The sequence below is a fragment of the Agrobacterium sp. CGMCC 11546 genome (assembly GCF_013365515.1).
Taxonomy (GTDB): Bacteria; Pseudomonadota; Alphaproteobacteria; order Rhizobiales; family Rhizobiaceae; genus Agrobacterium; species Agrobacterium fabrum.
On record NZ_CP047388.1, the window covers coordinates 1840537 to 1863394 of the forward strand.

General features: G+C 60.5%; 19 protein-coding genes. 8 read left to right on the top strand and 11 right to left on the bottom strand.

Going from position 1 to position 22858, the window contains the following annotated elements:
* Together GSF67_RS22975 and chrA are read left to right on the top strand one after the other, a co-directional pair.
* Positions 1-1224 (top strand): DUF1501 domain-containing protein, encoded by a 1224-nt coding sequence (locus GSF67_RS22975; protein WP_006311935.1) that lies wholly within the window; start codon positions 1-3, stop codon positions 1222-1224.
* Positions 1225-1325: 101 nt separating this feature from the next.
* Positions 1326-2543: a chromate efflux transporter gene (gene chrA, locus GSF67_RS22980; RefSeq protein ID WP_006311936.1), complete on the top strand. Its 1218-nt coding sequence runs from the start codon at positions 1326-1328 to the stop codon at positions 2541-2543.
* Between the two features lie 9 nt (positions 2544-2552).
* On the opposite strand, the gene GSF67_RS22985 is transcribed toward chrA, so the two are convergent.
* Positions 2553-3431, bottom strand: coding sequence for a LysR substrate-binding domain-containing protein (locus GSF67_RS22985; RefSeq protein ID WP_006311937.1), 879 nt, complete (start codon positions 3429-3431; stop codon positions 2553-2555).
* Between the two features lie 134 nt (positions 3432-3565).
* Here GSF67_RS22985 and ampC point away from each other — a divergent pair, with 134 nt between their 5' ends.
* Entirely contained in the window at positions 3566-4723 is a 1158-nt protein-coding gene (gene ampC / locus GSF67_RS22990) for a class C beta-lactamase (RefSeq protein WP_006311938.1), read from the top strand.
* A 255-nt stretch (positions 4724-4978) separates the two neighbouring features.
* Positions 4979-6301: a solute carrier family 23 protein gene (locus GSF67_RS22995; RefSeq protein WP_006311942.1), complete on the top strand. Its 1323-nt coding sequence runs from the start codon at positions 4979-4981 to the stop codon at positions 6299-6301.
* Positions 6302-6399: 98 nt separating this feature from the next.
* On the opposite strand, the gene GSF67_RS23000 is transcribed toward GSF67_RS22995, so the two are convergent.
* Complete coding sequence (locus tag GSF67_RS23000) at positions 6400-7044, bottom strand: TetR/AcrR family transcriptional regulator (protein ID WP_176072087.1); 645 nt, start codon at positions 7042-7044, stop codon at positions 6400-6402.
* 87 nt (positions 7045-7131) lie between these two features.
* On the opposite strand from GSF67_RS23000, the gene GSF67_RS23005 reads away from it, so the two are divergent.
* The 3 genes from GSF67_RS23005 to GSF67_RS23015 all read left to right on the top strand — a co-directional run bounded on the left by GSF67_RS23005 (position 7132) and on the right by GSF67_RS23015 (position 13002).
* Positions 7132-7905 carry an SDR family NAD(P)-dependent oxidoreductase gene (locus tag GSF67_RS23005; RefSeq protein ID WP_006311944.1) on the top strand — a complete coding sequence of 258 codons (774 nt, stop codon included), beginning with the start codon at positions 7132-7134 and terminating at the stop codon, positions 7903-7905.
* Between the two features lie 205 nt (positions 7906-8110).
* The gene (locus tag GSF67_RS23010) at positions 8111-8803 is read left to right on the top strand and encodes an aspartate/glutamate racemase family protein (protein ID WP_006311945.1); all 693 of its coding nucleotides are present in this window, start codon (positions 8111-8113) and stop codon (positions 8801-8803) included.
* 209 nt (positions 8804-9012) lie between these two features.
* Positions 9013-13002 carry a Pls/PosA family non-ribosomal peptide synthetase gene (locus GSF67_RS23015; protein WP_244399797.1) on the top strand — a complete coding sequence of 1330 codons (3990 nt, stop codon included), beginning with the start codon at positions 9013-9015 and terminating at the stop codon, positions 13000-13002.
* A gap of 473 nt (positions 13003-13475) precedes the next feature.
* Here the strand turns inward: GSF67_RS23015 and GSF67_RS23020 are convergent, their stop codons facing one another.
* From GSF67_RS23020 to GSF67_RS23030, 3 genes are all read right to left on the bottom strand, one after another.
* Positions 13476-13961 (bottom strand): cupin domain-containing protein, encoded by a 486-nt coding sequence (locus GSF67_RS23020; protein ID WP_006311948.1) that lies wholly within the window; start codon positions 13959-13961, stop codon positions 13476-13478.
* 103 nt (positions 13962-14064) lie between these two features.
* Positions 14065-15306, bottom strand: a complete 1242-nt coding sequence (locus GSF67_RS23025) for a Zn-dependent hydrolase (RefSeq protein WP_006311949.1) — start codon at positions 15304-15306, stop codon at positions 14065-14067.
* Positions 15307-15320: 14 nt separating this feature from the next.
* The gene (locus GSF67_RS23030) at positions 15321-16163 is read right to left on the bottom strand and encodes a BtpA/SgcQ family protein (RefSeq protein ID WP_006311950.1); all 843 of its coding nucleotides are present in this window, start codon (positions 16161-16163) and stop codon (positions 15321-15323) included.
* 24 nt (positions 16164-16187) lie between these two features.
* On the opposite strand from GSF67_RS23030, the gene GSF67_RS23035 reads away from it, so the two are divergent.
* Complete coding sequence (locus GSF67_RS23035; protein WP_006311951.1) at positions 16188-17084, top strand: ribokinase; 897 nt, start codon at positions 16188-16190, stop codon at positions 17082-17084.
* 9 nt (positions 17085-17093) lie between these two features.
* On the opposite strand, the gene GSF67_RS23040 is transcribed toward GSF67_RS23035, so the two are convergent.
* The 6 genes from GSF67_RS23040 to GSF67_RS23065 are packed head-to-tail and all read right to left on the bottom strand — an operon-like array spanning position 17094 to position 22776.
* Complete coding sequence (locus GSF67_RS23040; RefSeq protein WP_006311952.1) at positions 17094-17864, bottom strand: glutamine amidotransferase; 771 nt, start codon at positions 17862-17864, stop codon at positions 17094-17096.
* Positions 17865-17888: 24 nt separating this feature from the next.
* The gene (locus GSF67_RS23045; RefSeq protein ID WP_006311953.1) at positions 17889-18956 is read right to left on the bottom strand and encodes a phosphotriesterase; all 1068 of its coding nucleotides are present in this window, start codon (positions 18954-18956) and stop codon (positions 17889-17891) included.
* A gap of 4 nt (positions 18957-18960) precedes the next feature.
* Positions 18961-19965 carry an ABC transporter permease gene (locus GSF67_RS23050; RefSeq protein ID WP_006311954.1) on the bottom strand — a complete coding sequence of 335 codons (1005 nt, stop codon included), beginning with the start codon at positions 19963-19965 and terminating at the stop codon, positions 18961-18963.
* Entirely contained in the window at positions 19962-20765 is an 804-nt protein-coding gene (locus GSF67_RS23055; protein WP_006311955.1) for an ATP-binding cassette domain-containing protein, read from the bottom strand. Before GSF67_RS23055 ends, GSF67_RS23050 begins: the two co-directional genes overlap by 4 nt.
* On the bottom strand, positions 20762-21715 hold the full coding sequence (locus GSF67_RS23060) for a substrate-binding domain-containing protein (RefSeq protein ID WP_006311956.1): 954 nt from the start codon (positions 21713-21715) through the stop codon (positions 20762-20764). The genes GSF67_RS23055 and GSF67_RS23060 overlap by 4 nt, the downstream gene beginning before the upstream one ends.
* Before the next feature lie 32 nt (positions 21716-21747).
* Positions 21748-22776, bottom strand: coding sequence for a LacI family DNA-binding transcriptional regulator (locus GSF67_RS23065; protein ID WP_006311957.1), 1029 nt, complete (start codon positions 22774-22776; stop codon positions 21748-21750).
* Positions 22777-22858: the final 82 nt, after the last annotated feature.

Genomic DNA, 22858 nt, shown 5'->3' on the forward strand with positions numbered 1-22858 from the left:
ATGCTGTGCGAAGATTTCTCCCCCACCCGCCGCGCCGTTCTCGGTGCAACCGGTGCTCTTTTTGCCTGGGCCTTCATGCCGCGTTTCGCCCATGCGGCCTCCGGGCGTGATCCGCGTTTCGTGACGATCATCCTGCGTGGCGCGCTTGACGGGCTGACCGCCGTGCCACCGGTCGGCGATCCCGATTACGAAGCGCTAAGGCAGCAATTGACGCTGCGAACGGAAGGCGAAAACCCGGCGCTGGCGCTGGATGGGTATTTCGCGCTGCATCCTTCGCTACGCAATTTCCAGCGGCTTTACCGCAAGGGTGAGGCGGCCGTGGTGCATGCCAGCGCCACCGGTTATCGCGACCGATCCCACTTTGACGGGCAGGACGTTCTCGAATCCGGTTTTGCGACACCAGGCCATGTCGAAAGCGGCTGGCTCAACCGGCTGCTGGAGCAGATGCCGGCGGGAGAAACGATCAATCCTGCCGCCGGCGACCGGGTGAGCGGGCTTGCCATCGGGGCCAGCGCACCGCTCGTCATTCGCGGCAAGGCTCCGATCCTTGGATGGGCGCCATCCGTGCTGCGGCCCGCCGATGGCGATCTTGCACCCCGGCTTGCCGATCTCTACGGCCAGACGGACCCGATGCTCGCCGCCCTGCTGGCGGAAGGTGTGGAGACCGGCAGGATCGCATCGGGTGTCGACATCAAGGCGCGCGGTGGCCCCGGTGATCCGCAGGGAATGGAGCAGATGGCGCGTGGCGCGGCACGGCTGATTGCCCATCCGGAAGGCCCCCGCGTGGCAGCGCTGGCTTTCGAGGGCTGGGATACCCATGCGCAGGAGGTCGATCGCCTCGCCAAGCTCTTGTCCGGTCTAGATAATGCCCTTGCGGCCTTCGAACAGGAGCTGGGGCCGGTCTGGAAGGATACTGTGATACTCGTGGCCACGGAATTTGGCCGCACCGCACGTATCAACGGCACAGAAGGGACAGATCACGGCACCGCCACCACCGCCTTTCTGGCCGGTGGCTGCATCCGCGGCGGCCGTGTCATCGCCGATTGGCCGGGCCTTAAGGAAGCGCAGCTGCGTGACGGCCGCGACCTTGCCGCGACCACCGATCTACGTGCCGTCATCAAGGGACTTGCCATCGATCATCTCGGCGCAAGCGCCGGAGCCCTGGACAAGCTTGTCTTTCCCGGATCCGACCTCATCCGTCCCTTGAAGGGCCTGATCGCCTGAGACCGGATCGTCTTGGGGACGGGCCCTTCATGTTCCTGTTGCAATAGTGTCTGATATCCACCCAGTGCCGACGAGTCGCGCGGCACTGTGTGGAGAGAGACGTGGCATCGCAGGAACGTGAAGGTAATAGAGCGCCGCAGGGCACACCGGGGGAGGTTTTCGCAGCCTTTCTGAAGCTTGGCGTCACCTCCTTCGGCGGCCCCATCGCCCATCTCGGTTATTTCCGCGACGAGCTTGTCGTGCGGCGCAAATGGATCGACGAGGCTGGTTATGCCGATCTCGTGGCGCTCTGCCAGTTTCTGCCGGGCCCGGCCTCCAGCCAGGTGGGGTTTGCGTTGGGGCTGCTCAGGGCAGGGCCGCTCGGTGCGCTGGCGGCCTGGGCGGCATTCACTTTGCCATCGGCCATTCTCCTCATTCTTTTCGCCATGGTCGCCGCTTCGATCGAAGGGCCGGTCGGCACCGGTCTGTTGCACGGTTTGAAGATCGTCGCTGTCGCCGTGGTGGCGCAGGCCGTGTGGGGCATGGCGAAAAGCCTCGCGCCGGATCGTCAGCGTGCCAGCATTGCGCTTGCCGGCATCGTCTGCGTGGTGTTCGTCGCGGGTGCATTCGGGCAGGTTCTGGCGCTTGGCCTCGGCGCATTCGCCGGGCTTGTCTTCTGTCGCTCCGGTGCCGCGGGACAGGCCACCCACCTCAGTTTCCGGGTGTCGAAAAGCGTCGGATATGGTGCGCTCGCCACCTTCGCCGTGCTTCTCGGCCTTTTGCCGCTGCTTGCAGCAGGGGCATCGTCGCAGGGCATCTCCCTGTTTGATGCTTTTTATCGCGCCGGCGCGCTGGTCTTTGGCGGCGGCCATGTGGTGTTGCCGCTGCTGCAATCGGAAGTCGTCGCGACCGGCTGGGTCACAAAAGACGCTTTTATTGCCGGTTATGGCGCAACACAGGCGGTGCCCGGCCCGCTCTTCACCTTCGCCGCCTATCTCGGCGCGGTGGTAGGCCCGCAGCCTAACGGCATTGTGGGTGCGGCGATCGCTCTTGTCGCGATCTTCCTGCCGGGCATGCTGCTGCTCGTCGGCGCGCTTCCCTTCTGGGAAGGTTTCCGCAAACACCTGACGGTGCAGGCCGCCATGCGCGGGGCAAACGCCGCCGTCGTCGGCATTCTCGGTGCCGCCCTTTATGACCCGGTGTGGACGAGCGCGATCTTCACGCCGAAGGATTTTACCCTTGCGCTCACCGGCTTCATCCTGCTGACGGTGTGGAAAACGCCGCCATGGGCCGTGGTCCTTCTCTGCGCGGTCGGCGGCGTTCTGCTCGCCTTGATGTGATAGGGCCGGTCACGCCGTCCCGATGGTCTCGAACAGCCAGTCGGAAAAGGCCTGCATGGCTGATGTCTGCGGTTTCGATTGCAGGCGGGTCAGCCAGTAGCTTCCAAGCGAGATGGTGACGGGAAAGGGCTGCATGACCGCGCCCGATGCCAGATGCCGCGAAAACATCGATGGCGGCGCGAGCGCCACGCCCAGCCCCTGAAGCGCCGCTTCCATCATGCCGAGCGACGTGTCGAAGACGATGCCGGCATTCACCTGCGCCGCCGGTGAAACGCCCGCCGCGGCAAACCATGTGCTCCACTCATCGGCGCGGTAGCTGCGCAGCAATGTTGCATCCATCAGGTCGGCGGGCTCTTTCAGCATTTCCGCCAGTTTCGGCGTGCAGAGCGGCGAAAGCGGCGCCTCGAACAGACGGAAGGCATCCGTGCCATGCCAGGAGCCCTGGCCGAAACGAATGGCGAAATCCAGCCCCTCCGCCGCCATGTCCACCCGGTTGTTGTTGGTGGAAACCCTGACATCGATGAAAGGATGCCGCTTTTGAAACGCCGCCAGCCGCGGCAGCAGCCAGCCGACGGCGAAGGTGCCCACAACGCCGAGAAACAGCAATTCGCGCACCTGTCCGGCCTCGATCCGGTCGAGCGTCGTCGCCATCTGGTCGAAGGAACTGGTCACCGTCGGCAACAAGGCCTCACCTTCGGCGGTGATCTTCAAGCCGCGCGGAAGCCGCTGGAAAAGAGCGACACCCAGTCGCTTTTCCAGCCCTTTCACCTGCTGGCTGACAGCCGCCTGCGTCACGCACAGTTCAATGGCCGCACGGGTGAAGCTCAGATGCCGGGCGGACGCCTCGAAGGCCCGCAGACCGTTTAAGGGAAGAAATTGCCGAACCATTCAAGACCTAGATTTTCTTGTGTCTCCTCCGAGATATCATGGTTTGTTCGTGCAATGTAGGGCGGCTAAACGTCTTTTCGCTGGGGATGGCGGACAAGCCGACAATCCACCTTAGGTTTTGGAGAACACGAAAGATGAAATTTAATCGCAGACATATCGCACTGGCCGCTTTGGTCTCGACGGGCCTGGTCACGCAGGCTTCTGCCGCTGACGATGCGAGGCTGAAGGCGATAACGGATGCTGCAATCAAGCCCGTCATGGAGAAAAACGGCATTCCGGGTCTGGCCGTCGGTATCAGCATCAACGGCGAAAACCACATCTTCACCTATGGCGTTCTGTCCAAGAGCACGGAAAAGCCCGTCACCCCGCAGACGCTGTTCGAACTCGGCTCCATCTCCAAGACCTTCACGGTCACCCTCAGCACCTATGCGGAGCTGAATGGCCAGCTGTCACTGTCGGGCAAGGTCAGCGAGTATCTTCCGTCCATGAAGGGAAAACCCTTCGGCGATGTCGCGCTGATGCATCTCGGCACCCACACCGCTGGCGGCTTTCCCATTCAGGTGCCTGACGACGTCAAGACGGAACAGCAGCTGATGGCCTATCTCAAGGCCTGGAAGCCCACATACAAGGCCGGCACCCACAGAAGTTATGCCAATCCCAGCATCGGCATGCTCGGCTATATCACTGCAAAGGCGATGGGCCAGGGTTTCGACGGTGCCATGCAGGACACGCTTTTCCCGGCGCTTGGGCTGAAGAACACCTTCACCGTGGTGCCGAAGGCGAAGATGGATGATTATGCGCAGGGTTATAAAAGAACCGGCGAACCGGCTCGCGTAACACCGGGCGTCCTTTCTTCGGAGGCCTATGGCGTCAAATCGACGGCGGAGGACATGATCCGCTTCGTCAATGCCAATATGGGTCTCGAACAACTGGACGGAAAAATCCAGCAGGCGATCACCAACACCCATACGGGATATTTCAGCGTCGGCGCCATGACGCAGGACATGGTCTGGGAGCAATATACACACCCGGCTCCCCTGAAGACACTGAGGGAGCTGAACGGCGGTGCGCTTCTGAAGACCGTGCCGGTCTCCGAAATATCTCCGCCGATGAAACCGCGCGAAGACGTTTTCATCAACAAGACCGGCTCCACCAATGGTTTCGGCGCTTATGTGGCGTTCATACCGAAGGAGAAATTGGGCATCGTCATTCTGGCCAATAAAAACTATCCCAATGAGGAACGCGTCTCTGCGGCCTATGAGATTTTGACGGCGCTCGAAAAGGCGCAATAACCCTGTCCGCCGTTTGATGTTTTTATCCCGGCGCGGGAGCTGATTGCTCCTGCGCCAAAACGCGTAACGGTGGGAAATAATCCAATCCCGATGACAGCGGCGGGCAATCGTGCTAACCGGGAAAAGATGCGCCGGCAACCGATTCGGTCTCGGGCGACGGGCGCAAATCACAAAGAGCAGATTTTTTTGCACGGCGATGAACCGGGATGGGAAAGCCCGGAAGATGCATGCCGGGCATTTCCTGGGGGGACGACGATGAGCGATACCGGTGGTTATTTTCCTCGCTGGCGGCTGAAAACCGAAGGGCGCATCATGCCGGATGAGCGGCTGCCCGCCGGGCAGACCGCCGTGCTTGGCCTGCAGCATGTCGTGGCCATGTTCGGTTCTACAGTGCTGGCGCCGCTCATCATGGGTTTCGATCCCAACGTCTCCATCCTGTTTTCAGGCATCTCGACGCTGATCTTCTTCATCGCCGTCGGTGGGCGTGTGCCGAGCTATCTCGGCTCGTCCTTCGCTTTTATCGGTCCCGTGCTGGTGGCAACGGGGGCGGCTGCGGGTGCGGCCAGCCCTGATATCGCGCTGGCACTCGGCGGTATCATTGCGGCCGGCGTGCTTTATGCGCTGATTGGCGTCATCGTCATGATTGTCGGCCATAACTGGATCGAAAAGCTGATGCCGCCGGTTCTGACCGGCGCGATCGTCGCCGCAATCGGTCTCGTGCTGGCACCCATCGCGATCGCAAGCGCCTCCGGCACCGGGCCGGGTAATCCCGATGGCGACCAGATGTCGCGCTGGATTGCGATTTTGACGGTGACGTCGGTCGGTGCGATCGCGGTCTATGCGCCCGGCATGACGCGTCGGCTGCCCATTCTTCTCGGCGGCGCGATTGCCTATCTCGCCTATCTCGTGCTCGCAAACGGTTTCGGTCTCGGCAAGCCCGTTGATTTTGCAGGTGTTGCGGCCGCAGCCTGGTTCGGATTGCCGGCCTTCACCACGCCGGTGTTTTCCGCACCGGCGATTGCCCTGATCGCCCCGGTCGTCGTCATTCTGGTGGCGGAAAATCTCGGGCATATCAAGGCGATCGGCGCGATGACCGGCCGTAATCTCGATCCTTATCTCGGCCGCGCCTTTATCGGTGACGGCATCGCGACGATCTTTTCCGGCGCCTTCGGCGGAACCGGCATGACGACCTATGCCGAAAACATGGGCGTGATGGCGATTACCCGTATCTTCTCGACGCTCGTCTTCATCGTCGCAGCACTGGTTGCCATCATTCTCGGCTTCTCACCGAAATTCGGCGCCCTCATCCAGACGATACCGGGACCCGTCATCGGCGGCCTGTCGGTTGTGGTCTTCGGCCTGATCGCGGCGACCGCAGGGCGCATCTGGGTGGAAAACAAGGTCGATTTCTCCGAACCGCGCAACCTCATCACCGTGGGCATCGCTCTGGTTCTGGGCGCCGGCAATTTCAAGCTCAATGTCGCCGGTTTCACGCTGGATGGCATCGGCACGGCGACAATCGGCGCGATTGCGTTTTACCACCTTTTGGGTCTCGGCAGACCGGCGCAGGGCAGGTGACGCTGAGCAGCCCAGGCGATAGGTATGGAAAGCATGGGCGCGTAATCAGGACTATTGGGGATCACTAGCAGCCATGTGAAACGAGGCCTCAACAAGGATCACTTGTTGAGGCCGCTCGGTCGGCTGCCGATGCGGTGCTTTCCCGGCCACGCCATCAGCGCCACGTCGACGACGGCCTTTAATGTCTCCGTACATGCACCGTCGCAAGCCTGGGCAGACATGCCCTGAATAATTGCGCCATAAAAGCGCGCAAGGGTGTCCGTATCGGTTTGTTCCGGTAGCTCACCGTCATGGATGGCGCGATTGAACCGCGCCTTGAGAATCTGTATCGCCCCCTCGCGCAATGCTGCCGTGGCGCGGGCGACGGAGGCGTTTTCTTCCGAATGCTGGAGAACGGCGGTCGAAACGATGCATCCGCGCGGCTTGTCCGGCTGGGTGTCGCCTTCGGCAATATCGTAAAGGTACGCGGCGAGCGCCTCGTGGGCCGGTATTTTCGCCTGCAATAGTCCGGCACGGCGTTCGCTTTGTTGCGCGATATGATGATCGAGCGCCTGCCGGAACAGTTCTTCCTTCGAACCGAAGGTCGCATAAAGAGATGGCGGCGTGATCCCCATCGCATGGGTGAGATCCGCTACCGAAGTTCCCTCATATCCCCGCTCCCAGAACAGCTGGGCCGCGATGTCGAGCCCGGTATTCCGATCGAGCAGGCGCGGCCTGCCGCGTTTTCGCGTCGTTTCAGTCATTATTATATCGATCACTATAAAAATGTTGACAGATCATGTTCGGCTTTTATTATATCGATCGCTAGTTAAATCGCAACGGAGAGATCCATGTCTCAGAAACTGTCGAACAAAGTCGCCCTCATAACGGGAAGTTCAAGGGGCATCGGCCGTGCCGCCGCCCTGGCATTTGCCAAGGAGGGCGCAGGTCTTATCGGCGTCCATTATGGCGCAAACCCCGATGCCGCGCAGGCGACGATCCGCGAGATCGAAGCCCTCGGCTCGAAGGCGATCGCCCTCAAGGCCGATCTACGCGATGGGAAAGCGGCAACAGACAACCTGTGGGATCAGTTCAAGCAAGCGTCCATCGCTTTCACCGGCACGCCATCGCTCGACATTCTCGTCAATAATGCGGGCATCGCGCCGGCGACACCGTTGAAAGACATGACCGAGGCTGCGTTTGACGAGTTGATGACGATCAACTTCAAGGCCCCCTTCTTCCTGATCCAGGCCGTCGCCGATCATCTCCGTGACAATGGCCGTATCATCAATATCTCGACCGGTTTCACCCGCATCGCGGCACCGACCCATCCGGCCTATGCCGCCTCCAAGGGGGCGCTTGAAACATTGACGCTGGCGCTTGCGCCGGAATTTGGCCGGCGCGGAATTACTGTTAATTCGGTGCTTCCGGGCGTGACTGAAACCGACATGAACGCCGGATGGCTGGCAGCGCCTGAAGCGCGTGCCGGTGCCGAAGCCCTGTCGGTCTTCTCACGGATCGGCCGCGCCGAGGACATCGCTGATGTCATCACGTTCCTCGCTTCTGATGATGCCCGCTGGACGACCGGGCAGATGATTGACGCGACGGGTGGTGCGCGGATTTGATTTAAGGTCATCAGGTGGCCCCGCACAGCACAATGTTCGGGGCACTTCGCGTCTTGTGGGATGACGAAAGGTCACGGTGAGCCATGGCTGCTCGGTTGCTTTGATATGTGGGCTTGAGACCCGCACTCGGCCTGTGCCAGAATGTTGCGACAGTTCAACCGGGCGTCCGTCTCCTATTCCACCTAAACGCATTGATGATCAGCAGATGAAAACTATCGGAATTCTCGGCGGCATGTCGGCCGCATCGACGCAGATCTATTATCGCAAGCTCTGCGAGATCACCCGTGATCGCCTTGGCGGCCTTCATTCCCCCGAGCTTTTGATCCGCTCGCTTGATTTTGCGAAGATCGAGACATTGCAGGCGCGCGGCGAATGGGATGCCGCCGCAGCCATATTGAACGCCGAAGCAAAGGCGTTGCAGCGGGGCGGCGCGGACTTCATCCTGCTTGCGACCAATACGATGCACAAGCTCGCCCGGGACATGATGGAGGGTGTCGATATTCCACTGCTGCATATCGCTGACGCTACCGCTGATCGTATATTAAGCGCAGGGCTCAGCCGGCCGGGCCTGATAGCAACTGCCTTCACCATGGAGCAGAGCTTCTACAAGGACAGGCTGGTTGCGGCGTCGCTCCACCCCGTCCTTCCAGACGCTGATGACCGCAGGACGGTGCACCGCATCATCTACGACGAACTCTGCAAGGAAATTATCCGGGATGAAAGCCGTTCGACCTATGAAGATGTCGCCCGTCGACTGGTCGATGCGGGCGCCGATTGCATGATTCTCGGCTGTACCGAAGTCGGTATGCTACTCAATCAAAACAATGTTTCGGTCCCCGTCTTCGATACCACGCTCATTCATTGCGAGGCGGCTATCGATCTTGCTCTGGCAACCTGAGGGCATGGTGCTCGTCTCGCCGATCCGAATTCGGAGAGGCCGGCCCGTCCGCCGTGAATGGCCGCCGAGCTAGTCCCGCGTCACCGCAAAATGACAGCTCCCGGTGCCTGATTGCCCCTCCTTTCGGCGCAATTCCAAATCGTGTATAGCGGCATTACTTTTACATGCCTGGTGCCCCTATGGATCGCAATGTGACCGCCGAAAGGCAGTTGGAACCTACAGTATTCGCGCCGATTGCTCCGTCGCTTCCAGTCCGAGAGGATGAGCCTTACGCCCGCGACGAGATGCTGCACGAAATATTCGAGCAGACAGCCAAACGATTTCAGGCCAAATGCGCCGTCAGGCTGCTTGGCCACGATCCCGAAAACAGCCGCCGCACCCAGCTCAGTTACGCGCAGCTGGCCGAGCGTGCCACCCGGTTTGCCCGCCAGCTTCGCGCGATGGGGGTTCAGCGGGGGGATCGCGTCGTCATCTGCCTGCCGCGCGGCCTTGATCAATATATGGCCATCCTCGGCACCCTCTGGGCCGGCGCCTGTTATGTGCCGGTTGACTGGAGCTATCCGCAGGATCGGATCGATTTCATTGCCGAGGATAGCGGTGCCACCCTCATCGTTACGGATGCGGAACGGGCCGGCGGCATGCGGGTAACAACGCTTGTGGTCAACGAGACCCTTGGTGATCTGGCCGCCCAGGATGCCGTGCCGATCACCCGCGCCGAAAGCGGCGCGTCTCCCGATGACCTCGCCTATATCATCTACACATCGGGAACGACCGGCCGGCCGAAGGGTGTGATGATTTCCCACCGCAGCGCGTGCCATTTCCTGCGGTCTGAAGGCGCGATCCTCGCCATTGAAGAAAGCGACAGGGTTTTCGGCGGCTTCAGCATCGCCTTCGATATGTCGATCGAGACGATGTGGAGTGCTTTTTCCGCCGGTGCGGAGCTGCTTGTCGCCACTGAGGCGCTGCATAAGGCGGGGCCTGATGTGGGTATCACTCTGGCGGCTGAAAGCGTTACCGTCTGGCATGTGGTGCCGTCGCTCTTCACCCTCGTTGAGGCGGAAATACCCACGCTCCGCATCGTCAACCTGGGCGGAGAGGCATGTCCGCCTGATCTCGTCGAGCGCTGGGCGCGACCGGGGCTTCGGATTCTCAACACCTATGGACCGACCGAGACGACTGTGACGGCCACCTGGACCGAGGTGCAGCCCGGCCGGCGTGTCACCATCGGTCGGCCCCTGCCGGGATATACGGCCTGGATCGTCGACGAAAAACTTTGGCCGGTCGCTGCCGGCGCTGAAGGTGAACTTGTCATCGGCGGCCCCGGTCTCAGCGGCGGTTATGTGAACCGTCCCGATCTCACCGCGGACAAGTTCGTCAACACGCCGTTTCATGGCCCGGACGGGCTTCCTGCCCGGATTTATCGCTCTGGGGACCTCGTGCGTCTTGATGCGGTCGGCGACATCGAGTTCATGGGGCGTATCGATACGCAGGTGAAAATCCGCGGTTTTCGCGTCGAACTCGCGGAAATCGAAGCGGTCATTGCCGAAGATGCGTCGGTTGCGCAGGCCGTCGTCCATCTTTTCCGTGATAATGACGGATCGGAACTGCTGGCCGCATTCCTTGTTGCACGCGGCAGTGCCGCAATCGACATGGAAGCCGCCCGGAAACGGGTGAATGATCGTCTGCCTAACTATATGCGGCCGGTCGCCTATCAGGTGCTGGATGCCCTGCCGACCCTGCCGGCCTCCGGCAAGGTGGATCGAAAGGCGCTGCAGCGGCCGGTCGTCGTTGCCGTCACGGATCGGGAAACGGTCGCGCCCGAAACGCCGCTTGAAATCCAGCTCCATGCCATCTGGTCGGAGGCTTTCGCACCGCAGAAGGTTTCGGTGGAAGACGATCTGTTCGAGGATCTCGGTGGCCATTCGCTGAAGGCTGCCCGTCTTGCCTCGGCAATCCGCAAATCGTCGGGCCTTTCCGGCGTTTCCATTCAGGATCTCTATGCCGCACCCACGATCCGGCGGCTTGCCGAACGGCTGCGTGACCGCGTGATGGCAGATACGGCGGTGCTGGAACCTTTTCACCGCGTCAGCGAATTCCAGAAACGCCTGTGCTGGGCGCTCCAGACGATTGCTCTGGTACCGATCTATGCGGTGGCGGGATTGCAATGGTTCTTCCCCTACCTCGCCTATACCTATCTGGTCGAAGATTTCGGTCGTGTCTCGGCCCTGCTTCTCGGCGGCCTCAGCTTCGTTTTCATTCCGCCATTGGGAATGGTGTTCGCGATTATCGTCAAATGGCTGATCATCGGCCGCTACAAGCCCGGTGATTATCCGTTATGGGGCAGCTATTATCTACGCTGGTGGCTGGTGCGGCGCCTCTCCGACATCATCGCCACGCCTTATCTCAGCGGCACGCCGATGATCCGTTTTTATTACCGGCTGCTGGGCGCCCGGATCGGACGTCGCGCCTTTATCGGCACCGTCAGCATCGATACCGCCGATCTCGTCACCATCGGCGATGACGCCATCGTCAGCGATTATGCCATGCTGGCGACCAGTTCGGTTGAGCGGGGTCTGCTGCGCATCGGCTCGGTCAGGATCGGCAACAGCGCTTTCATCGGCACCATGTCGGTGGTTGGACGCAACAGCGCGATTGGTGATGCGGCCGCGCTTGACGATCTCTCTTCCCTGCCGATGAACCAGTCGATACCTTCAGGGGAAAGCTGGAGCGGCTCTCCCGCCAAGTGCATCGCAACCGGGCGTATCGCCCAGCGGGACGGGGAGGCGGGCTTTCTGCGTCGTCTGCTGGTTGGCTTCGGACTGTTCATCGCTGCGGTCATTCTTCCTCTGGTCGCGATCCTGCCGATTGCGCCGGGTCTGATCGCGATGATCGAAATCGACTGGAATACGGATGGTTATTCCTATCTGCTGATTTCTCCGTTCCTTGCGCTTACCTACATCATCCTGATGTGTGTTTTGACCGTTGCCGCCAAACGCCTGATCCTCGGGCCGGTCCGGGCCGGGCGATATTCGATCCATAGCTGGTTCTATCTGCGGTTCTGGTTCGTCCAGCAGGTGACCGATCTGGCGCTGGCGCTGCTTCATCCGATCTACGCGACGCTCTACGTCATCCCCTGGTATCGTGCGCTCGGCGTGCGGATCGGCAAGCGCGCCGAAATCTCGACGGCTGCGAAAATCGTGCCCGATCTCGTCGATATCGGGCCGGAAAGCTTCATTGCGGACGCGGTTGTCTTCGGTGCGGCGCGCCATGAGCCGGGCATTATCGAGCTGGCGCATACCCGGATCGGGCGACGGTCCTTCATCGGCAACTCGGCCGTGTTGCCAACAGGTGCAACCATTGCCGACGGCGTCCTGATCGGTGTGCTTTCCAAGCCGCCAGCAGATGGCGGTGCCGAGCAGCCGGACGGAACCTGGTTCGGTTCCCCGCCGATTTCGCTCCCCGTTCGGCAGGCCGTCGGCCTGTTCGATGAGGGCGCGCGCTTTAATCCGCGGCCGCGCCTTGTCGCGATGCGGCTTGCCATCGAGGCCATCCGGGTGATCCTGCCGCTGACATTGTTTCTGGCATTTTTCAGCCTGCTTTTCTCTGTTGTGGGCGATATCCAGGATTATGACGACAGCCACTTGCTGATCGCCGTGATTTTCCCCTTCCTCTACATTGGCTTTGCGCTCGCCTGCGGTCTCTCCGTCGTTGCGCTAAAATGGCTGGTGATGGGGCGGTATAAACCGACGACAAAGCCGCTCTGGAGCACCTTTGTCTGGCGAACGGAACTGGTGACGGCGACCTATGAAAACCTGGCGGTGCCGAACCTGCTGCAACCGCTGCGGGGCACGCCCTGGCTGGCGTTTTTTCTTCGCCTTCTGGGCTGCAAGATCGGCCGTGACTGCTTTATCGACACGACTGACATTACCGAACATGATCTGGTGCGAATTGGCGACGAAGTGGCGCTCAATGAATTCTCCGGTCTGCAAACCCACCTGTTTGAAGACCGCGTCATGAAGGTGAGCGGCGTGACGGTCGGTGACCGCGCCGTGATCGGCTCTTATGCCATCGTGCTCTACGATGCCGAAATCGGGGAGGACGCCCAGCTTGGCGATCTTTCCGTGGTCATGAAAGGCGAGACGCTGCCGGCCGGAACATCGTGGGAAGGCTCTCCGGCCCAACTCGTGCGCAATGCATGAGTGAGGCCGCCCTGGTGTTCAGGCTCTGAAGGCCTGAATGCAAAAACCGGTGACGCGGCAGTGGTCTGGCGCGTGCGCCTCGCGTACAGCAGGCCATGCGCGAAAGGACACCGGTCGGGCCGCCTTTTTTGATCAGCTTGACCTTCAGCGCTCCCAGCCCAGCTGATCCTCAAACGGCAGGCGTCCCCGAGCCGCAGAGCCGAACAAGCCTTGAGGCTCGAAACCGGAATGCCAATAGTCCCTAGATCACCGAACAATCCACGGCCCGGAGGAAAGCGCGATGATGCAGCTTTTGCCGATCCCGTATTTCGCGTGAAGGCCATAAAAAGTGAGCTTCCTGAACTCTTCTTAGGACATGCATAAATCGATAGAGCGCCAGTTGGGCAAGTTCTAGCTGTCTCGCGCTCCCACGCACGGCGCTGCCCCGACCACACGTTTTGCCCGCGGAGATCTATTGGGCGGCAGACAACGGGTTACCACAGTTCGACCAGACCGCCTGATACACCGTTTACTGGATCGGTCTCGGGCTTGGGCAGGGACTTTATTCGCGCGCGCATCTCTTCTGTTGGTGCTGAGGTCTGAATGTCAGCCTGCTGCCCGGGCGGATATGCGCCCACGACCTGAAAATCCGCGGAGGATTTCAGCCTCATATGACCGGTGCCTGCCGGCAAAATCAGACAGTCTCCCTGAGTGACCTCCAGGGTCCGTCCGTCAGCCCCGCCGATCTGCAATGTCGCCTGACCGCGCCCGACGCCGAGAACCTCATGCGCGCCGCTGTGGTAATGGTGGTAGTCGAATACGCCGTTGCGCCAGATCCCTGTCCAGCCGTTGCGGGAAAACAACGCCTCAAACGCGGCTGTGTCCGGTTGCGAATTGACCTGCCGATAGATGATGACGGGAAATGACTGGTTATTGGGAATTTGATCACCGGCATCGAAGATGTGTGTTTCGGTTCTCATACCTGTCTCGTTATGTGGTTTGAATGGCCCGGAGGGGCAGAGTATCGCAACATTAGCGGGCCTGATACCGCTCGCCATTCAAAACGGGATGGCCGTGCGTGATCTATTGGAGAACTTGAAGCGTTGAGGCCAAAAGCATGTTGCATCCCGCCATGCTGTGTTCGGGTTCGACGTACTCGGCCTCATTGTGACTGAGGCCATCGCGACAGGGCACAAAAATCATGGCCGACGGCGCAACGCGATTCATGAAGAGGGCGTCGTGGAACGCACCGGATAGCATTCGTTGCGTTGCCAAACCCCGATCCTGTGCGGCGTTATCCAAGGTCACGAGAATATCCTCCGGGAAATTCGCCGGCGGCATGTCGAAGATCTGTGTGATCGTCGCGTCACAATTTTGGTCCCTCGCAGCCGCCTGGGTGACAGCGCGAATTTTATTTTCCATTGCGTCAAGCGTTTCGGAAGAGGGGTGCCTGATATCGACGGTAAAAACCGCTGTCTGCGGAATGGCGTTGACCGCAGCGGGCTGTAAAGCCATTCGCCCCACTGTGAAACGGGCGGCCGGATCGGAGGGCATCATGGCGGGAAACAGCGATCCAAGCGCGTTAACCGCCGCGTGAAACGGATCGCGTCGATACATCAGTGCCGTCGTGCCCGCATGAGCGGTCTGGCCGGTGATCGATACCTCCAGCCAGCGTGTGCCCTGTATGCCCGTCACTATTCCAATTGGAACTCCCCGTTTCTCAAGGGAAGGGCCCTGCTCGATGTGCACCTCGATATAGGCAAACACCGGAAAACCGAGATCGCGCATCGCGGCTTCCGGCAGGCTTTCCAGGGTTGCGGAAAGTTCTCCCGCAAAATCGGCTCCGTTGTCTGTGGCAAGTAGCTTCTGCCAGTCTTGCGGTATCGCTCCGGAGGCGAAAGCCATTGATCCCATGCAGCCCGGGGCGAAACGGCAACCTTCCTCGTTGGTGAAGGCGACGACCTCGACCGGACGTTCCGTCTCGATCTTCAGATCCTCAAGTGTTTCGAGAACCTCGAATGCCGAAAGCGTCCCCAGTGCGCCGTCAAACCGCCCGCCGGCGGGCTGGCTGTCAAGGTGGCTGCCGATCAGAAGCGGTGCACGTGTTTCGTCGCGGCCGCTCCGGCGAATGAAGAGATTGGCGACGGGATCCTGAAACACCGAAAATCCTCTGTCGATCGCAAGTTTCGCCAGCAGCCGTCTTGCCTCGCGATCCAGTTCAGTGAGCGCCTGCCGGTTGACGCCACCCTTCTCGGTTGCTCCGATCGCTGCAAACCGGTCCAGATTTGCCAGCAGTCTTTCACCGTTGATCGAAAATTCTACCATGGTTGTCTCCCCCTTCAGGCTTCGAGGCCAGGGCGGGCTGCGGCAACAAAAGAGCGCACCCGCGCCAGTTCGACCGGGTTCCACCAGACGCCATCCTCCTTGAGTGAGGAAGCGACGATAACGCCGCTGGTCCGTTTGAGGATCTCGACGATATTGCCTTCATTGACACCCGAGCCGACCAGCAGCGGCAGATGTGTTGCTGCACCGATTTCCTCGATCTCCTCTAGGGATGCACTGTTGCCGGTGCGCTGTCCCGTTGCGATGACGCCGTCGGCATCGAAGAAGGCGAGGTCGCGCGTCAGTTCATCGATGCTGCGATCCGCCGTGATGGCATGGGCTCCGTGCTTGACGTGGCTGTCGGCGAAAACCTTGATATGCTCTGCCCTCAGCAGCGAGCGGTAACGCATCGCCTCGGCCGCGCGCCCTTCCATAAAGCCCTCATTGGCCACATAGGCATTGGTCCATTGGTTGACCCGGATGAACTTTGCCCCGCCCGCCATGGCGATGGCGAAGGCCGGGATGGGAGCGTTGGCCAGCACGTTGATGCCGACAGGCACGCCGGCGGCGCGAACGATGCGGTCGGTCACCACGCTCATGAAGGCTGACGTTTCGGGCCCGATATCATCCGGCTTGGAGAAGGGCACGTCTCCGTGGTTTTCGACGATCAGGCCGTGCATGCCGCCTTCGATGAGGCGCTCGGCGTCGCGCATGCAGGCATCATAGATCGCGTCCATGCTCGCGTTGCGATAACGCGGCGCTCCCGGAAAGGCCGGGCAATGGATCATGCCGATCAGCGCCTTGCTGCGACCGAAAATTTCCTGGATAGCATTGGCCGCGTTGTCGGATATGGTCTGCATTTCAGTCCCTTTCGAAAGTTCTCCATGCGCGCCTTTGTTATCGGCAATATCGCACTTGATGAAACCTATTCCATTGCCGCACTGCCTCAGGCAGGCGCTTCAATCTTCGGCGAGCAGGCCTCGCGCAGTCTCGGTGGCAAAGGCTGCAACCAGGCCATTGTTCTTTCACGGTGCGGCGTCGAAACCACTCTGGTCGCCGCCATCGGCACGGACGACCGCGCCATTGCGATCGGAAAAGCGCTCACCCGCGAGCGCCTGACACCAAAGCTCATTCCCGTCGACAGCGCCACCAGCGATATATCCATCATTCTGACGACCCCTGACGGTGAAAACTCGATCATCACCACCCGGTCCGCAGCCGCAGCGCTTGATAGAGACGCAGCCCTGGACGCACTTGGCGACACTGTCTCCGGCGACCTCGTCATCCTGCAGGGCAATCTCTCGGAAGAGACAACCCTCGTCATCCTCAATGCGGCGAGATCGAAGGGGCTGACGACGGCCTTCAATCCTTCACCGCTGCAGCCGTGGTTTGTAAGCATTCTGCCGCTCATCGACATCGCCGTCCTCAATCGCATCGAGGCAGAGGCGCTGACCGGTGAGAGCGGCGCCGGGGCGGGCGCTTTTCTGCTGCGTGCCGGCGTCGGCCTCGTCATCATCACACTCGGCGGACAGGGCTGCGTGCTCGTGTCTGCCAATGGTGCAATCGAGGTCGCGGCAGCGCCCGCTACAATCGTCGATACCACGGGTGCCGGCGATTGCTTTACGGGTGTTGCGCTTGCCTCCGCCATACGTCGCGGCGTCGCTATCGATGCGCGCGCGCTGGAGGATGCTTCGAGAGCGGCAGCCATCACCGTCGGCCGCCGTGGCACGCAGGATGCCTTTCCCAGCCATGAGGAGATGATGGCCATTCTGCGGGCCTGAGCCTGTCGATCACGGCTTTTCCGTCAGCCAGCCGAGAATGTTCTTCCACAGGCGCCCATAGCCGTCCCACTCGCAGAAAGCAGGAGAAAGCCAGTGCGGACCAATGTCTGAGGTCCATGCTGCCGTTCGGCCCTGGCCAAAACCTCCGGTCACGAGTAGCGGATGAGAACCCTGATCTTCCGGTAGCCGGGCAACCACCTCGACATCGGCGCGATCACGCACCTCGACCTCGTTGACACCGAGCAGGAGCGGCCACTCGCCGGAAAGGCCTGCGACGGTCGGATGGTCTGGTTTCAAAATATCGGCTGTCGAGCCTTCCGGAATTTCCACGCGGTCGTCCCATGGAAGGCAGGTAACGGGAAGCGTATCTTCCACCGGCGTGCGGCGCCAGCGCGCCTTGCCGTCGATGCCCTGGAAGGAGAAATAGCCACCAACCATCAGCAGGCCGCCACCCTTTTCCACCCATGCCTTGATGAGCTTCAACCGGTTCGGCACGGTTTTCGAGTGCAGCCAGACGGCCGGCGGCAACAGGAGCGAGTTCGAACCGATATCCGAGAGGATGATGGCGTCGTAGGCATCGAGCCCTGCCATCTCGAAGGGAAACTTCTCCACCGCATCATGGGCAGTCATATAAGTCAGCTCGTATTCGCTGCCCTCGAGTGCCTTCACCAGCGGCTCTGCGCCCAGGTGAAAGGTGACGCTGCCAAATTGATCGAAGCCCTTGTAGTGGGTGGCGGAACTGACCCAGCTTTCACCGACGAGAAGCACTTTTTTTGTCATGATCTTTCCATTTCCATAGGTTCGTCAGGTCTTCGCCTGGAAGACCGAACGCGGATTATCCCGCATAAAGGTTTGAAGAGTGACGTCGTCGAGCCCATGCCGTTTCAGGCGCGGCAGGAAGTGCTTTAGAATATAGGCGTAGCCATTGCCGCCATATCGAGTCAGCATCATTTTCAGGAAGACGTCGTGGGAAAGCAGAATGCGGTCGAGGTGACCGCCTTCCACCAGCGTGACGATTGAACGGGCAGCGTCCTCGTCGCTGGGGCACTGCACCTGCTGGTCGGCATAGAAAAAATCCATGCCGATCATGTCATATTCGATAAAGGCGCCGCGGCCTGCAAGTTCGCTCTGGTAGGCAATGTCGGCATGGGACGGGTTCATGTGGCAAAGAACGGTATGGTTCAGATTCGCACCTTCCTCCGCGACGACGTCGAGAACCCGGTGTCCCAGCCGAAGCCATCCCGGCAGATGAACCATCAGAGGCAGGCCGGTGCGCACATGCGCCTGCGCAGCCCCGCGAAGGGACTTTTCCTCCGCAGCCGTGAAATCCGCCGATACCCCAATTTCGCCTATCAGACCGATGCGGACATCGGTGCCATCGACGCCGTGTCGCGCCTCCTGCACGATCTCGTCGGCGATGGCATCGACCGTCAGCCCGGCCACCTTTTCGGGGTGGGAGGACGCAAGGTAATAACCCGCTCCCATGACGATGTTGAGCCCGGTCGCTTGTGAAATCCGTCGCATCGCCAGCGGATTTCTGCCGATACCCTGGCAGGTCGGCTCCACAACCGTCTGTCCACCGGCAGCGACGAAATCCTTCAGTTCCGCAATCGCCAGCGGTTCGTCATCCAGCGTGATATTGTGCTTGTTGACGAAGGGATCCTGGCGTAGCTCGCCGAGGATTTCCATGCAGACGAAACCTTCGGCAAGATATTGCCTCTCCGCTGTCTTGGGGGCGTTCCACCAGCAACGGCAATCATTGAGGATGTGCTCGTGCATCAGCGTGACGCCGAGTTGATCCGTAGCGATTGGGCCACGCACGGTCATGATCTTTCCCGACCGGATATGTCCTTCAGACAGTTCCGTGGTCATCGCATCAGCCCTTTCTCTTCACGCCAAGGCGGAAGTTCGCGGTGAAGATGCGTGTGTTGAGCCAGATTGCGGCAAGGATGATGGCGCCCGTCACGATCTGGGTGAAGAAGGGAGAAATGTGCATGAGGATAAGACCGTTGCCGATAACGGCGATGGTCATGGTGCCCAGCACCGTGCCAAGAATGGTGCCGCGTCCGCCCATCAGCGACGTGCCGCCCAGAACCACGGCCGCGACCACCTGAAGCTCGAACCCGACTGCCGCATTCGACGATCCTGACCCCAGCCGCGCCGCAATCATGAGGCCGGCAATGGCTGAAGCCACGCCTGCGGCCAGATAGACCGAGGCGAGAATCCATTTGGCGGGCATTCCCACGCGGCGCGCCGCTTCCGGATTGGAGCCGACCGCGACGACACGACGACCATAGCGGGTGCTCGAAAGAACGATATAGGCGATCACGGTAACGACGACGCCGATCAGGGCAGGGACGGGCATACCGAGAAAATCACCCCTGCCGAGGTAAAAGAACCCCGGCGCATCCGGTATCGGAACGGAATATCCCTGTGTGATGTAGAGGGCGACACCGCGCAGGATGGAGAGACCGGCAAGCGTGACGATGAAGGCCGGAATACCTTGATAGGCAATGAACCAGCCCTGCACCAGGCCAAGCCCGCCGCCGAGCACCAGCATGGCAACGACAACCAGCGGCCAGGGGTAACCGGCCGCGAGCAGGATGGCGCCAACGGCGTTGATCAGGGCGACCATCGAGCCGACAGACAGATCGATACCGCCCGTGATGATGACGAATGTCATCGCGACGGAGACGATCAGGATTGGTGCGGCCTGACGGACGACGTTCAGAAGATTGCCGGCCGTCAGAAACGTATCCGTGGTCACGGAGAAGAACACCAAGCAGAGGGCAAAAAAGGCTGCAATGGAAAGCACCTGTGCATTCTCGGCGAAGAAATCCGAGAGCGGCGAGCCTTTGGCGCGTTCAGTATAGACGGTCAATGACGTTGCCCTCCCACGATCAGCCGCACGAGATCCTCGAGGCTGGTGTCGTTGATCTGGCGCTCCGCCACCTTGGTGCCCTCATACATGACGGCGATGCGGTCGCAGACACGGAAGAGATCCTGAAGCCGGTGGGTGATGAGGATGACCGACACGCCCTTTGCCTTGACACGATTGATAAGCGAGAGCACGGCTTCCACTTCAGCCACGGCAAGCGCCGATGTCGGCTCGTCCATGATCAGAACCTTCGGATTGAAGGAGGCCGCCCGCGCAATGGCGATTGCCTGCCGCTGGCCACCGGACAGTTTCTCCACCTTGGAGGTGAGACGCGGAATGCGGATTTCCAGCGCATCCAGCATCTTGCGGGCTTCCGAAAGCATGGTCGGCCGGTCGAGAAACGGACCCTTGGTAATCTCGCGCCCGAGAAAGAGATTACCCACGACATCGATATGGTCGCAGAGGCTGAGGTCCTGGAAAACCATCTCGATATTGCGGTTGCGGGCATCGGCAGGGCCTGAAAAGCGAATGGCTTCGCCTTCCATGGTGATCGTGCCGTCATCAGGGATATAGGTGCCGGAGATCACCTTGGTGAGGGTTGATTTACCGGCCGCATTGTCCCCGACGAGGCCGAGGCATTCGCCGGGAAAGATATCGAGATCGACGCCGCGCAGCGCCTGATGCGAGCCGAATGTCTTGCGGATATTGCGCAGGGAGATACGCGCTTCACGATCGGGCTGCCGGGAGAGAACATCTCCCCCGGCGCCGTCGACAGCGCCTGTGGGCTGTCCGGCGGCAATCATTTGAAAACCGCGCGGTAAGGTTCGACATTGGCTTTGGTGACGATGGTGACCGGCACGGCGATGGTCTTTTCGACGGTGCCGCCATCGGCGACCGTCTTGAGCGCCTTGACTGCGGCTGCACCCATCTGGGCAGGATCCTGCTGGATGACGCCTGCGACATAACCCGCATCGATGCCGGTGATCGCCTGTTTGGTCAGATCCCAGCCAAACACCTTGATGTCTTTCTGCTTGCTCTGGCTTTCAACGGCGGCGACCGCTCCGAGAAGCGCCGGCTCACCGGTAGCATAAATTGCCGTCATATCTGGATTGCCGGTGATCAGGTTTTCCGCTGCCGACAGTGCAGTGTCCTGAACGTTCTGGCCATCGACGACACCAGCCGTCGTGATACCGGTCTTGTCCTTGATCGTGTCTTCAAAACCCTTCTGGCGGATGTTCTGGATGAAGGAGTTCAGCGCACCAACGACGCCGATCTTGGCCTTGCCGCCCATATCGGACTTCACGTAGTCGAGGAAAAATTTTCCCATGTCGGCGCCGGCTTTGCCGTTATCCACGCCGATCTGCGCCTTCTGCGGACCCTCCGGCAGGATGGCGTCAATCGCGACCACGGGAATATTGGCGGCGGCCGCCTGCTTTACAGCCGGCATGATGCCATTGACATCGATGGCGACCACGGCGATGCCGTCAACCTTCTGCTGGATGTAGGTTTCGATGGCGCTATTCTGGGCTGCGGGATCGTTGTTGGCGTTAAAGATCACCAGCTTGACGCCGGCTTCCTTAGCGGCCTTTTCCGCTCCTTCGTTCATCTGGTTGAAAAACAGCGCCTGCTGGTTGATCTGCACCAGGGCAATGGTCTTTTCGGCAGCCTGGACCAGACCAGCGGATAAAGTCGCGCCGGCAAGGACGGTTGCGGCGAGAGCGGCGGAGAAATATCGACGTTTGAAATTTGGCATTATCGTTCTTCCTCTGTTGGTTTCGTTGCTTTTTATTTGATCGCGGGCGGCGCAACGGATTCACGCACGACGATTTCGACGGGCAGCAGCTCCTCCGACAGCGGTGGAGCACCCTCATCCCAGTTGGTTTCAAGCAGAAGCGACAAAGCGCGTTGGCCGATTGCACTGACCGGCTGGCGAATGGCGGTGAGCGGCGGGGCAAACAGATGCAGCGGCCCGACATCGTCGAAACCGATCATCGAGACATCCTGCGGGATACGCACGCCTTCAGACCGCAGCACTTCGACGAAACCGATGGCGATTTCGTCCGAACTCGCAAATACCGCCGTCGCCGGCCGGCCCTCGTCAAGAAACCGGCGGGCAGCAGCCCTGCCGAATTCCACGGTGTAGGCGCCACAATATCTTGTAATCGAAAGCTCTGCCTCGCACTTTCGTTCGGCAAGGGCGGATGTCATTCCGCGAAAACGGCGTTCGGTACTGATCATGTCCTCCGGGCCGCCGACATAAAGAACCCGGCTGTGTCCGTGCTCTGCAAGATGCGCGCCTGCCAGGCGGCCGCCCTGTTCATTGTCGCAGAAGAGTTTTGGAACGGTTGCGCCGGGAACGTCTTCATCGACGACCACGACCTTACCGGTGGTGTTGATCAGTTCCGCCAGTTCATCGGTATTGGGATGGTTGGTGATGAAGACGAGACCATCGACGTGATTGCGGGCGAGCAATCTCAGATACGACAATTCGCGGCCCTTGCGGTTCAGCGTCGCAAACAGCGACAGGGCAAGGCCGCGCCTGTCGGCTTCTTCTTCCACGGCCGCGACCAGCATTCCGAAAAAGGGGTTGCCAATGTCGGGAACGACCAGGCCGATCGTATCCGAGCGGCCCCGGCTCAAGCGCCGGGCGTGGGGATTGGGAACGTAATTGAGCTCACGAATGGCGGTCTCGATCCGCGTCTTCGTTTCCGAGGGCAGCTCCAGCGTGCCGTTCAACAGACGCGATACGGTCGCGACGGAAACGCCTGCCGCCTGGGCAACATCTTTGAGACTGGTCGCATGGTTACGCGCCATTGAACTTTCGCTTTCTGTTCCACTCAATCCGGGCCTTTTCGACCTCTACCGGCTTTGTAAAGCGATTTACTAAACCGGTTTA